Raw genomic sequence first — 16,523 nt, forward strand, 5'->3', positions numbered from 1 at the left:
GGTTTAGTACATTAATTTAAGTTTTAAGTTCTCTTCAGTTTTTATTCTGCCAGAATTGATAATTGTATTATTAGAAGCCTTGTTGTTTTTTGCTCCCCATAATAAAGAAACTAATTTTATCTTGTTGTTCTTAAATGTATTGTTACTAAGATTTACGTTTATAATTCCTCTATGATTCAATAAGATATTATTCTTTTCTTTTGAACCCGAGTTGGTAAAAGTTGAGTTGGTAATTGATAAATTTCCACCAATTGTAGATTCGTCATAACCACCTCTGTAATAATTAATTACATTTTTTTGAATGGTATTAAATACACAATTATTAATAGTTAAATATTCTGTATTATAATCTCCTTTATCGTTTGTTTCTTCAGACAATTCCAATCCATTTTCACAATTAAAAATGGATGTGTTTTTAAAGGTAATTCGTTCAGCAAAAGATTCTTTATACACCTTTAAAACATAGTTAAAGTCGCTGATTTCGCATTTTGAAACAGATAAGCCAAAATGATGCGACATGTTTTTTTGCAAACTCGCAAAAAGATAGTTGGTATGATCTCCTTTTAAACTCAACTTTTCAACCGTTAATTTCCCTTTAGGTTGTAAAGAAAATAAAGGTGTTTCTTTTTTACCATTATATTTTAGAGTTGCTTTTCCATTTCCAGTAATAGTAATTGTTTTATTGATGATAATGGATTTATCAATTTGAGAGTTGGTAAAATTTAAATTAATGATATCTCCATTTTCTGCAGTATCAATTTTTGCTTGAATATCTTCAGCTGCAGTAACAATATGTGTTACTGGTTCTCTAGGTTCAACTTCGTTGGAAAACCAAGATGTACCATATTTTGTTTTATCTAAAATGTTAGGATTTTGAATTTCTGTAGAAACTGTTGCGCCAATACTCGTATTATTTTTTCTTGAATTTCCAAATAAGTCTTTTTCAATGGAATTAAAATCGAAACCTTCGTAAGGATAGATTTCATTAAAAGCTCCATATGGGATAAAAAGATAATCAGATACTTTCTTCAATTCTAAAGATTCTTTGAGAATCCCTTTATCAAAATCGTTAAAAGCAATGCCATTATTATTAACTACATTACTTGCAAAAGTTACACCATCTGCCTTGTCGTGTTCTACAACAATGTCTCTATAGCCTTTTTTATTGTAAATAACATTATTGGCAATTGTAGCTCGAATTGGTCTTGCAGAACGAATTTCTGATTTTGGTAAAACTTCTTTTTGAGCCAAATTCTGCCCCACACCAAATTGCCAAGGCGATTTACAGTTTACATATGTGTTGTAAGCAACAACAAGGTCTGTAACTTGGTTATATCTGTTTAGTGGCGATTTCGGAATTCCGTTCATAACCGCTAACGGACTTCTAAAATGCTCTCCTATTAAGTTGTAGAAATAATTATTTACAACCCAATGTCCTGTGTTAATAATTCTAATTCCTCCAATATTTTCGTTTACGCCATCTCCAATAAAATAATTGCTATCAATAGTTGCATAATTACCATGTCTGGTAACCAAAGAACCTTCGCTCATGTAAAAAACATTATTTTTAAAGGTATTAAAGTTGGTTTTACTAGATATGACTTCTACTTCACCATTACATTTTTCAAATAAATTATTTGCCACTGTTGTATAACTTGGAGACATAGACGTGTAACTGTTTCCTAATTGAATCGTTTCTCCACTTGGGCCACCTTTTACAGGTCTTGGTCCAAAATGATTGTTTATAATTTGATGATAATTATTTATGCTTTCAATTCCCTCAATACTTACTCTAACTGTTGGGCCTTTGTTGGTTTTTCCTGCAAGGTAAGAATTGCTTAGTTCGTTATTTCTACCCCAAAATTGTACCCATAAATCAGAATTATCTCGTTTTGGTTTGTTAAAATCTAAGATAACGCAGTTAGTCAATTTGCAATTATTTGCAATTTTTTTATCAATTCTAAAGTCAACAACGGCATTAGAAGGGGAGTACCCATTTTGAAACAATAAGTCTTTTACAACTAAATACTCACCACCAAATTTTAAATATGATTTACCTTCTAAACTCACTTTTCCAGCTGTTTCTGCAACAATGGTAATTGGATTTTCTTTAGTTCCTTTTCCTCTAAATTGAATTGCCACATCTTTCCATATACCATTTTTTAAGATGATATAATCTCCGGGTTTTGCGTTTTCAATGGCTGTATAAAGATCTTTTTTAGAATTGACTAATATTTTGTTTTGAAGTACCTCTTTACAAGAGACAGTCAAATAAAGTAACAGTACTAAAAAAAGATATTTTTTCATGAAAGTAGTGTTTTTTAAAATTGGTTAACCAGATTGGTTATCCAAATATATGTTAAAAATTTTATTTAGAACAAAAAAAGATTTTATATTTTGTGAAAAATATTCTAAATATTATGAGAAATCATATTATTGTGTGCGTAAAATTATCAGAATAACAAAAAAGTATTTTTAAAAATTTAATTACACTTAATAGTAATGACTAAAAAATTTCTCTTTTTTGCTACCTTTTTTTTATGTTGTGCTATCTTAAATTTTGCTCAGCAAAATAATATACATTTTAAACATATTTCTACAACCGAGGGTTTGTCTCAAAGTTCTGCAATTGCAATCTGCCAGGATAATTTAGGGCAAATGTGGATTGGTACCAGAGATGGTTTAAATAAATATGATGGCAATACATTTACGGTCTATAGAAATAGTTTCTTAGCAAACTCTATTAGTAATAATGATATTCTATCTATTATTCAAGATAGAGATGGAGATATTTGGATAGGCACCTATAATGGACTAAACAGATATAGTCCACAAAAAAATGAGTTTACTACCTTTTTTAAAAATAAAGAAAAAAACTCACTTTGTAACAATACAATCTTAGCCATTAAAGAATTGTCTAATGGCGAAATATGGATAGGGACTTCTAACGGGCTTTCAGTTTACAATAAAAGTAAGAATTGTTTTACCAATTTTTTTCATCAAGATAAAAACCTAAATAGTATAGTAAACAATCGTGTGAATGTTATTTTAGAGACTTCAAAAAAAGAAATTTTTGTTGGTACAGCTAAAGGCTTAAGTAAGGTTATTTCTAGAGAAAATAATAAGATTTTATTTAAAATCGCACACTCTAAAATACTAAATGTACAAGATGTTATTGAAGAAGAAAACAACCTTCTTTTAGCAACAAAACAGCATGGAGTTTTAGTTTATAATTCATCTTTAAAAACAATTAAAGAACATCAAGTTAATGACAAAATTTATAAAAATGTTAGGAGATTACTTTATGACAATAAAAGAAATCTTTGGGTAGGAACTTATAATGGACTTTTTATTATAAGACCAAAAAACAAACTGATTACACTTAAAAATAATGTTAACGATACCAAAAGTTTAAGTAAAAACAGTGTAAAATCCCTATTTAAAGATAGAAAAGGAAGTATTTGGGTAGGTACTTATTATGGAGGTATTAATTTCTGGGATCAATCCAATAGTAATTTTATAAACTATACAACCAGTACTTTTAAAAAAAGGCTGAGTTATAGTGTAGTAAGCTCTGTAGAGAAATATAAAAATCAATATTTGTTTTTTGGAACAGAAGGTAATGGTGTAGATGTTTTTAATGTTAGAGAGGATATAGTTTTAGGATTAGATAATAATATTAAATTAGACAATAAAAATGTAAAATCTTTACTTGTTGATAATGATTTATTGTGGATTGGTAGCTTTAGTTCAGGAATCCGTTTTTACGATATTAAAGAAAAAAAAGAAACAAAAAGCCCCTTTAATAGTGCCTTAAAATCCTATTTAGATGATATAGGTGTTTATTCTATAAAAAAAGAAAAGAACACGTATTGGTTGGGTACTTTTGGTAAAGGATTGATTCATTATAATAGAGAAACCAATGCCTTTAAAACGTATGTTCATGATGCTAACAATTCAAATAGTTTATCTAATGACCTAATTAGAACCATAAAAATAGATAGCAAAAATAATATTTGGGTTGGTACACAAGAAGGATTGAATAAAATAACCCCTACAAATACTATTGTCAGATTTTTTTACAATTCAGAAATACAATCTGGAGATGACATTACTTCGGTTTTTGAAGACTCTAAACAAACAATTTGGGTAGGAACAAAAGCAAAAGGCTTGTATAAGTTAAAAGGAGATGCTTTTCAAAAAGTAGAGCTAGCTACCAAAAATACTTCAATATCTTCTATTCATAGTATTTTAGAAGACGATGATTCAACTATTTGGGTTAGTACCAATCAAGGAATAATTAGTTACCACATCATTAAAAATGAAATAGGCATCTACAACCAAAAAGAAGGTATTATTAGTAACGAGTTTAATGATAACGCAAGTTTAAAAATAGGTACATCTACAATGTATTTTGGTGGACCTGATGGAATTACATCCTTCAATACAAGTGCTATCAAAAAAAACAACTATTCACCCCAAGTTATTTTAACAGATTTTAAAATTAAAAATAAATCAATTAAAATAGATAGTTCTTCTACTGTCTTAAAAAATACAATTCAGTTTACAGACCGGTTATCACTTACACACGATCAAGGAAACTTTAGCATATCATTTGCTATCCCTAATTTTATAAACTCTAAAAATAATACCTATAAATATAGGTTAAGAGGTTTGGAAGAAGATTGGGTTTTTACTTCAGGAAATTCTGCAACATACACCATTCAAAATCCGGGTAAATATATTTTTGAAATAAAAGGAGCTAATAATAATGAAGTTTGGAATAGCAACGCAACAGAATTAGAAATTAATGTAAGTCCTGCTCCATGGAGAAGTTGGTGGGCTTTTTTATTGTATGGTATAGCAATTGCAGTGGCTCTTTACTTTTTAATTGATGTACAGAAAAGTAAAACCAAGTTAAAATTAGAACTTGGTTTAGAACAATTAGAAAACGAAAAAATAGAGGAAACCAACAAGGCAAAACTAGAGTTTTTTACAAACATATCTCATGAATTTAGAACACCTTTAACTTTAATATTAGGGCCATTAAAACAGGTTTTGAGCGATTTTAAAGGTTCTAGTACTTTATACAAAAAATTATTAGTTGTAGAAAACAATGCAAATCATCTATTACTTTTAATTAATAGGTTAATGGATTTTAGAAAATTTGAAAATGATTTGTTCAAGATAGAAGCTGCAGAAGGAAACATTGTAAAGTTTTTAAGAGAAATATATTTATCATTTAGTGAACATGCAAAATCTGGAGATTTTGAGTATACATTTAATACTAGTGATGATGTTATATTGGTATATTATGATAGATACAAATTAGAACGCGTTTTTTATAACCTAATCTCTAACGCTTTTCGATACACTCCAAAAGGAGGTAAAATTTATTTTACAGTTAAAAAAATAGATAACCTTATCTCAATTGCTGTAGAAGATTCTGGTGTTGGTATTTCTGAAGAAAATAAAGATAAAATATTTGATCGTTTTTTTGAAGTTGCTATAAACAATGAACCAGGAAACACCTATACTAAAGGTACAGGAATAGGACTTTCTATAGCAAAAAACATTGTAAAACTTCATAAAGGAAGTATCAATGTAAAAGATAATACTAATGGAAAAGGAACAATATTTACAGTAGAATTACCATTAGGTAAAAATCATTTGTTAGAAGAAGAAATTAGTAAAGATTTTAAATTTAGTGATGATGTATCTCAATATATAAACCAATTGAAAGAGCCTGTTTTAATTTTAGAAGACAATCTTTCTGACGCAATTGTTAAACCAGAACAAGAAACTATTTTAATAGTAGAAGACAATAAACCTTTGCGCAAGTTTATGAAGCAATTACTGATAAATGATTATAACATACTTGAAGCAGAAAATGGGGAAATTGCTTTAAAAAAAGCAATGAAACACACTCCTAATCTTATAGTAAGTGATGTTATTATGCCAGTAATGGTTGGTACAGAGTTATGTGCAGCAATAAAAAAGAATATTAAAACCAGTCATATACCTATTATATTATTAACCTCAAGAACTTCGTTAATTTATAAGTTAGATGGTTTAGAAAGTGGTGCAGATGATTATATTAGCAAACCTTTTGATATTAATGAGTTCAAGCTAAGAATTCGTAATATTTTAGAAACTCAACAAAGTCTTCGAGATAAATTTAATGGAGATTTAAAGCCTACTTCTGGTGATGTAGTATCATCTATGGATGAAAAATTATTTAAAAAAGCACTTCAAGTTGTAAATGAAAATATAGCAAATGAAGATTTTGATATTCCATTCTTTTGTTCAGAATTGGGTGTAAGTAGAACAATGCTTTTTGTAAAAGTTAAAGCATGGACAAATTACACTCCTAACGATTTCATTTTACATTTAAGAATGAAACGGGCTGCAGAACTTTTAGAAAAGGGACAACTAAACATCTCTCAAATTAGTTATAAAGTAGGTTACAAAAACCCTAAGTATTTCAGTAAATCTTTCCAAAAAAAATATGGAGAAACCCCATCTCAGTATCAAAAAAAGTTTTCTGAGTATTAATTTTTGAAATAAAAAAGCTTTATTTAAGTCAATGTAAATAGGGGTTTGTATGATTTTACCCCTTTTTTAGGACTTTTATTTTTATGTTTTCGGTTAGTTTTATCACATGAAAAGATCCACTAAAGAAACGCTAACCGAAATATTGCTTATTGCAATTATTATCATTTCTTTTTTGACTATTATCTATTTCTATTAATCATTCCAATATATAATTAGTTACAATGAGATGTATTTATCAAATCTTAAATCTATACAGAATTAACTTTTTTTTTAGAAAAGATTGCCATTGTAATAAAAAATTATATATTTGGTGAACCAAACTGGTAAACCAATTTGGTTCACCAAATTAAATCACACAATAATTCAAATTAGTAAAAATTATGAAGTTAAAATCAAATTTAAGTTTACTTACTTTTTTGTTGTTTAGTGTTGCAATACTTGCGCAGACTAAAATAACAGGTAAGGTAACAGATCAAGCAACAGGAGATCCTTTGCCTCAAGTAACCATTCAAGAGAAAGGAACTTCTAATGGAACAACAACAGATTTTGATGGTAATTACAGTGTTACCGTAAAGAGTGCATCCAGTGTATTAATCTTTAATTATCTAGGTTATAAACAACAAGAAGTAAATGTTGCAGGTAAAAGTACTATAAATATAGCACTAGTAGAAGATGCAAGTACTTTAGAAGAAGTAGTTGTTGTAGGTTATGGAACTCGAAAAAAGAGTGATGTAACAGGAGCTGTTTCATCAGTTAAATCAGAAGAATTGAATGCCTTTCCTGTATTAGATGCGGCGCAAGCATTACAAGGTCGTGCAGCTGGTGTTGTTGTACAATCTAATAACGGTGGTCAACCAGGGGCGCCAATTAATATTCAAATTAGAGGAAATACTTCAATTGGTGCTACTAGTTCTCCTTTAATTGTTGTAGATGGTTTTGTAGGTGCTACTTTTCCTCAGCCCAATGATATAGCCTCTATGGAAATTTTAAAAGACGCTTCTGCAACAGCAATATACGGTTCTAGAGGGTCTAATGGAGTGGTATTAGTAACCACAAAAAAAGGTAAAAAAGGTAAAATTGTAATGGAATTGAATTCTAATTACTCTGTGCAGAATACCTCTAACGAGTTAGATTTGTTAAATGCAGATCAATTTGCAATTTACCAGCAAGCTATTAATCCTGCCTATGTTCAAGGATCAGGAAATACAGATTGGCAAGATTTATTATTTAGAGCAGGTAGTACTCAAAATCATCAATTTTCTTTTTCAGGAGGAACAGATAAGTTAAATTTTTACGCTTCTACAAACTACTTCAAGCAAGATGGTGTAGTTATAAATTCAGCTTTTGAAAGATTTACATTTCTATCAAATATAGATGCGCAAGTTACAGATAAATTAAAGTTAGGCATGAACTTATTTGGAAGTAGAGGTGCAGAAAATGGAGTTCCAACACAATCTACAGGAGCTACTGCTAATGGTGGTGGAGATGATGTGGTTTCTGGCTCGTTCAGGTTTGCACCAGATTTAGGTGTTTTAGATGCAAATGGTTTAAATACTGTTAATGGTGTAGGAGATGATATTGACAATCCATTTGCTGTAGCAACAGAAGGAGTTAATGAAACTAAGACAGATATTTTTAGAGCTAATCTATATGCAAACTATGATATTTTAGAAAACTTATCATTTAAAACTACTTTTGGATTTAGTGCAAATAACGAAACCTTAGGAGTCTTTAGACCCTCAACTCTGATTACTACAGCAGGAGGCAATGTAGGTGGTAGAGCATTAGTAGGTAATCAAAGAAGAACTAATATAATTAGCGAAAATTACTTAACATATACAACAGATATCAATAAAGGAAAATTAACTTTATTGGCAGGATATTCTTATCAAAAAGATATGAGAGAAAGATTTGCTGCTGGCGCACAAGGCTTTTCATCAGACTCTTTTTCTTATCGTAATTTAGGAGGGGGTTCTGTGCAACTTATACCTACTTCTTCTTTGGTAGAATCTGAGATTCAATCACAATTTGGAAGAATTAATTATGATTATGATGATAAATATTTATTTACAGCTACAGTTAGAAGAGACGGTGCATCTAATTTTGCTGCTAATGAGAAAATAGCAATTTTTCCTTCATTTGCTTTAGGTTGGAAAGTTTCTAATGAAGCTTTTTTGAAAAACAGTAAAAGTATTTCAAATTTAAAATTAAGAGCAAGTTATGGGGAAACAGGTAACCAAGGTATAGCTCCTTTTCAATCATTAGCTAGCTTTCAAAATATTTTTGCTGTAACCAATGCACAAACTATAAGTGCGGTAACTCCGTTACAAAGTGCTAACCCTAATTTAAAATGGGAAACTTCTTTACAAACTAATTTTGGTGTAGACTTAGGCTTATTCAATAACAAAGTATCTCTATCATTAGATTATTATAATATAGATACAGAAGATTTAATTTTAGCAGATAATGGGCAACCTCAATATTTTGGATTTTTAAACCCTAGTAGCTTAAGAAACGTAGGAAAAGTGAATAATAAAGGGTTAGAAATTAATCTTAATACAAGAAATATTAGTACAGAAAATTTTAGATGGACTACTGATTTTAACTTATCAACAAATAGAAATGAAGTTATTTCTTTATCTGATGAAGAAGGAATTGATTTATTTTTAGATGCATCACCAGGCTATTTTAATATAGATCGTACTCATATTTTAAGAGAAGGAGAAGTATTAGGTGCTTTTTGGGGATTTGAATACAGAGGTGTATATCAAGGTGGAAGTTTACCAGCAGGAACAGCATTATTACCAGGAGGAGAAGCAGGAGATCAATTATTTACAGACCTAGATGGTAGTGGTGATATTTCTACAGATGATCAACAAATTATAGGAGACCCAACACCAGACTTTACTTTTGGTATTACAAATAACTTTACGTATAAAAATTTCGATTTAAATATCTTCTTCCAAGGAGCTCAAGGTGGAGATGTTATGAATTTAACTGCAGTTCAGTTGTTTAACGGAGATTCTAATGCAACTACAGCTATTTTAAATTCTTGGACACCAACAAATACAAATACAGATATTCCTCGCGCAAGATTAAGAGGTAAAGAAATTTCTTCTCGTTTTGTAGAAGATGGTAGTTATATAAGATTAAAAAATATAGCCTTAGGGTATACTTTACCTAATGATGCTGTAGAAAAATTAGGCTTACAAAATGTAAGATTATCAATAAGCGCACAAAATTTATTTACAATAACCAACTATTCTGGGTTAGACCCTGAAGTAAGTTATTTTGGTTCTGGTGGAGGAAATAGCGCTGCAGCTAATACAACCAATGGATTTGATTTTGGAAACTATCCAACATTAAGATCGGTTAACTTTAGTGTAAACTTAAAATTCTAAATAAAAAATTATAAAGATGAAAACAGCATACAAATTTCTATTCTTACTTATAGGTTTGACCGTAGTAGGATGTTCAGATTTAGAAGAAGAACCAGTAGGGTTATTAGCTCCTGAAGGATTTTTTCAATCAACAAAAGATATTCAAACAGCAGTAAACGGAGCGTATGGACATATGACTCATGAAGATTTCTGGGGAAGAAAAATGTCTTTAACTATTATGTTACGAAGTGATATGGTAGATATAGGAGACCCTACAACTGCTGCCAGAAGAATTCAGCATAATGACTTTAATGTACCAGCAGATAACGGTATGATTCCAGATTTTTGGAGAAGAACCTATCAAATGATTGCTGCTACAAACCAAGCTATTGCAGGAGCAGAATTGGTAGATGCAGCAGATGAGCAAAAAAATCCGATTTTAGCGCAAGCTTATTTTATTAGAGCATTTGCTTACTTTCATTTGGTAAGACAGTTTGGAGATATTCCTTATTTAGATGAACCAGTAACAGATGCAGCAGCAGCAGGGTCTATCAGTAAAACTTCTGCAACAGATGTATACGCTAAAATTTTGTCAGATTTAGAATTTGCAAAACAATGGTTGCCTAATAGACAGGCTTCTAGAACAATACCGGCTAAATCTGCAGCACATTCTTATTTAGCGTTAGTACACTTGACAATGGGTAATTTTCAAGAGGCATACAATGAAGCAAAAGGTGTTATAGATAATGAATCTGCTTACAACCTTGCTTTAGAATCAGATTTTCAAAATCTTTTCAATGCAAATACAATTGACGGATCTTTAGAACCAATTTTTGCATTAGATTTTAATGGTTTTAGAAGCGGTGATGCAGGTCAAGATTATCAACCAGCACTAACAGGAATAAGATCAGATGAACAATATGGTATTGGAGGCGGATGGTCTGTAGCAGTACCTTCTTTAACTGTTTACAATTCTTGGGATGATAGAGATTATAGAAAAGCTGTAAGTTTTGATGCAACAGGAGTTTTTGACGGAAACGTAGAACCTTTTACAAATTATAGAAACTTTAATAGTAGAGCTGTAAATCGTCCTCACATTGCAAAATATACCAGATTTACAGGTACTACAGCTAATAACAATGGTAGGGCTTCTCAACACAATTATTCTATGATTCGTTATGCAGAGGTACTATTAATTGCTGCAGAAGCATTAAACGAAGTTCAAGCAGGTTCTGCAGAAGCACTTTCTTATATTAATAGAGTTAGAGAAAGAGCTAGAAACGGTTCTACTTTTCCAGAAGATCTTTCTGGATTGTCTCAAGACGCTTTAAGAACTGCAGTTTTAGAAGAGCGCAGATTAGAATTGGCTTTTGAGTTTAAAAGATGGTATGATATTGCTAGAAGAAGAATAGGAAATGATGTTTTTGGAGCTTCTGGTTTAGAAGGTGCAAAACCAAGTTTTGACGCTAATAGAGATTATCTATTACCATTGCCTCCAGATGAATTAGCAAGAAATCCAAATTTATTACCACAGAATACAGGTTATTAATATGGATAACAATAAACAAATAATTTTATTTGTCTTCATTATTGGGTTTACAACTTTAATTACAAGTTGTAAACCCAATTTAAAAAAAGTTGATGAAAAAGACATTTCTGTAGATTCTTTATTAAATCTCAGGTATGAGCAATTGTTACAATATCCTATAGATTCTTTAGCTTTTCCTAGAAGTTATACTATTAAAGAAGGAAAAATAAAAAAAGTACCATCTAAAGATTGGACAAGTGGATTTTTCCCAGGAAATCTATGGCAAATTTTTGAACTAACCCAAGACAATAGATATAAAGAGGTTGCAAAAAAATGGACTGCTTTTGTAGAAAAAGAAAAGTTTAATAACCATACCCATGATATGGGGTTTAAAGTATTTTGTAGTTTTGGTAATGGTTTAAAAAGTTTTGAAAATCAGCATTATAAAAATATAGTTGTAAAAAGTGCACAAACCCTAATTACTAGGTTTGATGAAAAAGTAGGAAGTATACGCTCTTGGGATTTTAACAAACATAAATGGAGTTTTCCAGTAATCATAGATAATATGATGAATTTAGAGCTACTCTTTGAAGCTACAAAAATCTCTAAAGACAGTATGTATCATAAAATAGCAGTAGCCCATGCAAATACAACTTTACAAAATCATTTTAGACCCAATAATAGTACTTGGCATGTATTAGACTATAATCCAGAAAATGGTAAGGTGAATACACGAGTTACACACCAAGGAATTAGTGACGATTCTTCTTGGGCAAGAGGTCAAGGTTGGGCAATTTATGGTTTTACTATGGCATATAGGTATACTAAAAACCCAAAATATTTAGAGCAAGCTAAAGCTACAGCTTCATTTTTTACAGGTCATAAAAATATGCCTGAAGACGGAATCCCGTACTGGGATTTTGATGCCCCAAATATCCCTAATGAACCAAGAGATGTCTCTGCAGCAGCTATAGTAGCTTCAGCTTTAATAGAACTATATGGTTATACAAATAACGAAAGTTATCTGAACTATAGTAAAAAAGTACTCAATAGTTTACAGTCTAAGAATTATATTCTTGCAGAAAATGTAAAAGCTCCTTTTATTTTAAATCATAGCTCTGGAGATTGGTCTAAAAGAGCAGAAATGGATGAGCCTATTGTGTATGGAGATTATTATTTTTTAGAAGCTTTAACAAGGTTAAAAAAAATAAAATAACTGATAATAATAGAGAGTTAAAATAGTATTTCTAATTAATTTTGATGAAAACTTTATCAATGTCATTTAATATCTCAATAATTAAAATATTTATTTCTTTAGTAATACTATGTTCTCTGTGTTCATGTAATTATAATACAGAAAAAAATATATTACGTACAAAAGAAAATATCAATAAAGATTGGCAATACTTAGAAAATAGTACTCAAAATTTTTCAGAGGTTTCTCAAATACAAAATTGGGAAGCTATAAATCTACCACATTCATGGAATAGCTTAGACGCTACAGATTTAGAACCAGGTTACAGAAGAAATACAAGTTGGTATAAAAAAACAATAAGTATTTCTAAAAAAGAAAATAGAGTTTACGAACTGTATTTTGAAGGTGTAAATATTACCTCAGAGGTTTATGTAAATGCTAAAAAAGTAGGTGGTCATATAGGCGGCTATATTGGCTTTACTGTTGATATTTCTTCGGCTATTAAAAATGGAGTAAATGAAATTTATGTAAGAACAGATAATAGTTATAATCCAGAAATAATACCTTCTCAAAAAAGTGATTTCTTTATTTTTGGAGGAATTACTAGAGATGTATGGTTGCAAGAAAAACCAAAAACATTTTTAAAAAACTTTAAATATATAACCCCCCAAGTCTCTTTTGAATCAGCTTCTGTAGAAGCATCTGTAATTGTTGTAAATGCTAAAGAATCATTAAAAGTAAAAGCAACAATTACAGAAGATTCAGGAAAGATTGTGGCAGAAAATAGTTTTGATGTTGTTAATGGAAAAGTAAAAATTAACTTCCCTAAAATTAATAATCCTAAACTATGGTCTACAGATACTCCTAATCTTTATACTATTAAAGTGGCTTTAATTAATAATGAAAATATTGTAGATGAAGTTAATGATAGAGTAGGCTTTAGGTGGTTTGAATTTAAAGAACATGGAGCCTTTTTTTTAAACGGCAAAAGAGTATTGCTAAGAGGTACGCATAGGCACGAAGAACATGCTGGTGTTGGAGCAGCAATGAGCAACGCACAGCATAGAGCAGATATGGAGTTGATAAAAGAAATGGGAGCAAATTTCGTGCGTTTAGCCCATTATCCTCAAGACCCAGAAATTTACAAAGCCTGTGATGAATTAGGTCTTTTAGTTTGGGATGAATTGCCTTGGTGTAGAGGTGGTGTAGGCAATAACAATTGGAAAAAGAACACCAAGAACATGCTAACCGAAATCATCAACCAAAATTACAACCACCCAAGTATTATTATTTGGTCTTTAGGTAACGAAATGTACTGGTTGCCAGATTTTGAAGACGGAGGGAGCACAAAAAAAATGACCGAATTTTTATCAGAATTAAACGATTTAGCGCACAAATTAGATCCAACAAGAAAAACAGCCATTAGAAAATACTATGAAGGAGCAGATATTGTAGATGTTTTTTCTCCTTCAATTTGGTCTGGATGGTATTCTGGAAGCTACAAAAGTTATCAAAAAGCAATAAATAAATACAAAAAAGAGTACAAAGCTTTTTTACATACAGAATACGGAGGGTCAAGTCACCTTGGGCGCCATACAGAAAACCCAATTACAGGAGAAGGTAAAATTCAATCAGATGGTTGGGAAGAAGCTATCGTGCAAACAGATGTAGCTAACATTGCTCAAATTGGAGATTGGTCAGAAAACTATATTGTAGATTTATTTGATTGGCATTTAAGAATTTCAGAAAACGATTCAACTTTTATTGGAAATGCACAATGGGCATTTAAAGATTTTGGTACTCCTTTAAGACCAGAAAATGCTATTCCGTATATGAATCAAAAAGGGTTAGTAGATAGAGCTGGCAATAAAAAAGATGCATTTTATGTGTTTAAAAGTTATTGGGGTAAAGAGCCTTTTACATACATAGAATCTCATACCTGGACAGAGCGTCAAGGGCCAAAAGGATTAAAAAGAGACATAAGTGTGTACAGTAATTGTGCTAAGGTCGAATTATTTTCAAATGGTAAAAGTTTAGGTATAAAAAATAGAGATACAAAAGCTTTTCCTGCTTCAGGTTTAAATTGGTCTTTACAATTTAAAAACGGAGAAAATATTCTCGAATCGGTAGGTTATACTGCAGATGGAAAAACTGTAACGGATAAGTTAAAAGTCAATTACAGATTCACAAAAAACGGAAAAGCAAAAAGCTTACAATTATCTTATAAAGCATTAAAAAACGGTAATTATTTAGTTACCGCTATTGCAGAAGATGCAAAAGGATTACGTTGTTTAGATTATGAAGAAAGAGTATATTTTCAATGTCTTTCTGGTGGAGAAACGATAAAAAGTTTAGGAACACCAACAGGAAGCGAATCTATAGAAATGGCAAATGGTAAAGCGTCTATTGAAGTTAAAAGAAACCAAATTGGTAAGCCTTTGGTTATGATGGTACTAAATCAGAGTTTCAAAGGGTCTTATCTTACTATACAGTAAATTTAGTAGTTTGTTAATTGTTTTAATCTCAAGTTCTTTCTTAGGCTTGAGATTATTTTTTTAAAATAAAGCATAAAAAAACCTCATTTTAATGAGGTTTTTTGTTTATAATGTAAAGGCTTGTTTTACTTTGTCTACATAATCTAATTTCTCCCAAGTAAATGTTTCTACTTCTTCAGAAATAGTTTCTCCCATAGGATTGGTAAATGTAACGGTTTTTATTTCAGAAGTTCTACCCATATGACCATAGGCTGCAGTTTCAGAATAAATAGGATTTCTTAATTTTAAGCGTTGTTCTATAAAATAAGGGCGCATATCAAAAAGTTCTTCAACCTTTTTACTAATTTCTCCATCGGTTAAATTTACTTTTGCTGTTCCGTAAGTTTCTACATTAATACTAGTTGGTTTTGCAACACCAATAGCATAAGAAACCTGAACCAAAACTTCTTTACACAAACCAGCTGCAACTAAGTTTTTTGCAATATGTCTTGTTGCATACGCTCCAGATCTATCTACTTTACTTGGGTCTTTTCCAGAAAATGCTCCACCACCATGTGCGCCTTTTCCTCCATAAGTATCTACAATAATTTTTCTACCTGTTAAACCAGTATCACCGTGAGGACCACCAATTACAAAAACACCAGTAGGGTTAATATGATAAGTAATGTTATCTGTAAATAATTTTTGAATATGAATCGGTAATTTTGCAACTACTCTCGGAATCAAAATTTCAATAATATCTTTTTTAATTTTTGCCAACATTACTTCTTCCGATTCATCAAAATCATCATGTTGCGTAGAAATTACGATTGCGTCAATTCTTTGAGGAACATTATCATCAGAATATTCTATAGTTACTTGAGATTTTGCATCAGGTCTTAAATAAGTAATGGCTTCATTTTCTCTTCGTAATTCAGCCAACTCAATCAATAGTCTGTGAGATAGTTCTAATGCCAATGGCATATAGTTTTCAGTTTCATCAGTAGCATAACCAAACATCATTCCTTGATCTCCAGCACCTTGCTCTTCTGGTTTAGCTCTATCTACACCTTGATTAATATCTGGAGATTGTTCGTGTATGGCAGATAAAACTCCACAAGAGTTTCCATCAAACATATATTCGCCTTTAGTGTAACCGATTTTGTTAATTACATCTCTAGCAATTTTTTGAACATCCAAGTAGGTGTCAGATTTTACTTCTCCGGCTAATACTACTTGACCAGTAGTTACTAAGGTTTCACAAGCTACTTTGCTAGATTTGTCAAAAGCTAAAAAATTATCAATTAAAGCGTCAGAAATTTGATCTGCAACTTTATCTGGATGTCCTTCTGAAACACTTTCTGATGTAAATAAATACGACATAATTTAAT

At 30.7% G+C, this 16,523-nt stretch carries 7 protein-coding genes; 5 read left to right on the forward strand and 2 right to left on the reverse strand.

The window, feature by feature from the left end:
- Positions 1 to 3: 3 nt before the first annotated feature.
- The gene (locus DUT90_RS12460) at positions 4 to 2,307 is read right to left on the reverse strand and encodes a chondroitinase-B domain-containing protein (protein WP_114427507.1); all 2,304 of its coding nucleotides are present in this window, start codon (positions 2,305 to 2,307) and stop codon (positions 4 to 6) included.
- A 195-nt stretch (positions 2,308 to 2,502) separates the two neighbouring features.
- Between DUT90_RS12460 and DUT90_RS12465 the strand changes: the two genes are divergently transcribed.
- The 5 genes from DUT90_RS12465 (at position 2,503) to DUT90_RS12485 (ending at position 15,153) form a co-directional block, all read left to right on the forward strand.
- Complete coding sequence (locus DUT90_RS12465; protein WP_114427508.1) at positions 2,503 to 6,555, forward strand: two-component regulator propeller domain-containing protein; 4,053 nt, start codon at positions 2,503 to 2,505, stop codon at positions 6,553 to 6,555.
- 380 nt (positions 6,556 to 6,935) lie between these two features.
- A complete protein-coding gene (locus DUT90_RS12470) occupies positions 6,936 to 9,956 on the forward strand; it encodes a TonB-dependent receptor (RefSeq protein ID WP_114427509.1) in 3,021 nt (1,006 codons plus the stop codon).
- Between the two features lie 16 nt (positions 9,957 to 9,972).
- A complete protein-coding gene (locus DUT90_RS12475; protein ID WP_114427510.1) occupies positions 9,973 to 11,484 on the forward strand; it encodes a RagB/SusD family nutrient uptake outer membrane protein in 1,512 nt (503 codons plus the stop codon).
- Between the two features lies 1 nt (position 11,485).
- On the forward strand, positions 11,486 to 12,679 hold the full coding sequence (locus DUT90_RS12480; protein ID WP_114427511.1) for a glycoside hydrolase family 88 protein: 1,194 nt from the start codon (positions 11,486 to 11,488) through the stop codon (positions 12,677 to 12,679).
- A gap of 59 nt (positions 12,680 to 12,738) precedes the next feature.
- A complete protein-coding gene (locus tag DUT90_RS12485; protein ID WP_114427512.1) occupies positions 12,739 to 15,153 on the forward strand; it encodes a glycoside hydrolase family 2 TIM barrel-domain containing protein in 2,415 nt (804 codons plus the stop codon).
- A gap of 105 nt (positions 15,154 to 15,258) precedes the next feature.
- Here DUT90_RS12485 and metK read toward each other — a convergent pair whose 3' ends face one another.
- Positions 15,259 to 16,515, reverse strand: coding sequence for a methionine adenosyltransferase (gene metK / locus DUT90_RS12490; RefSeq protein WP_114427513.1), 1,257 nt, complete (start codon positions 16,513 to 16,515; stop codon positions 15,259 to 15,261).
- Positions 16,516 to 16,523 lie beyond the last annotated feature (8 nt).

Origin of the sequence: Polaribacter sp. WD7, assembly GCF_003335085.1 — a bacterium.
In the GTDB taxonomy this organism is placed as follows: domain Bacteria; phylum Bacteroidota; class Bacteroidia; order Flavobacteriales; family Flavobacteriaceae; genus Polaribacter.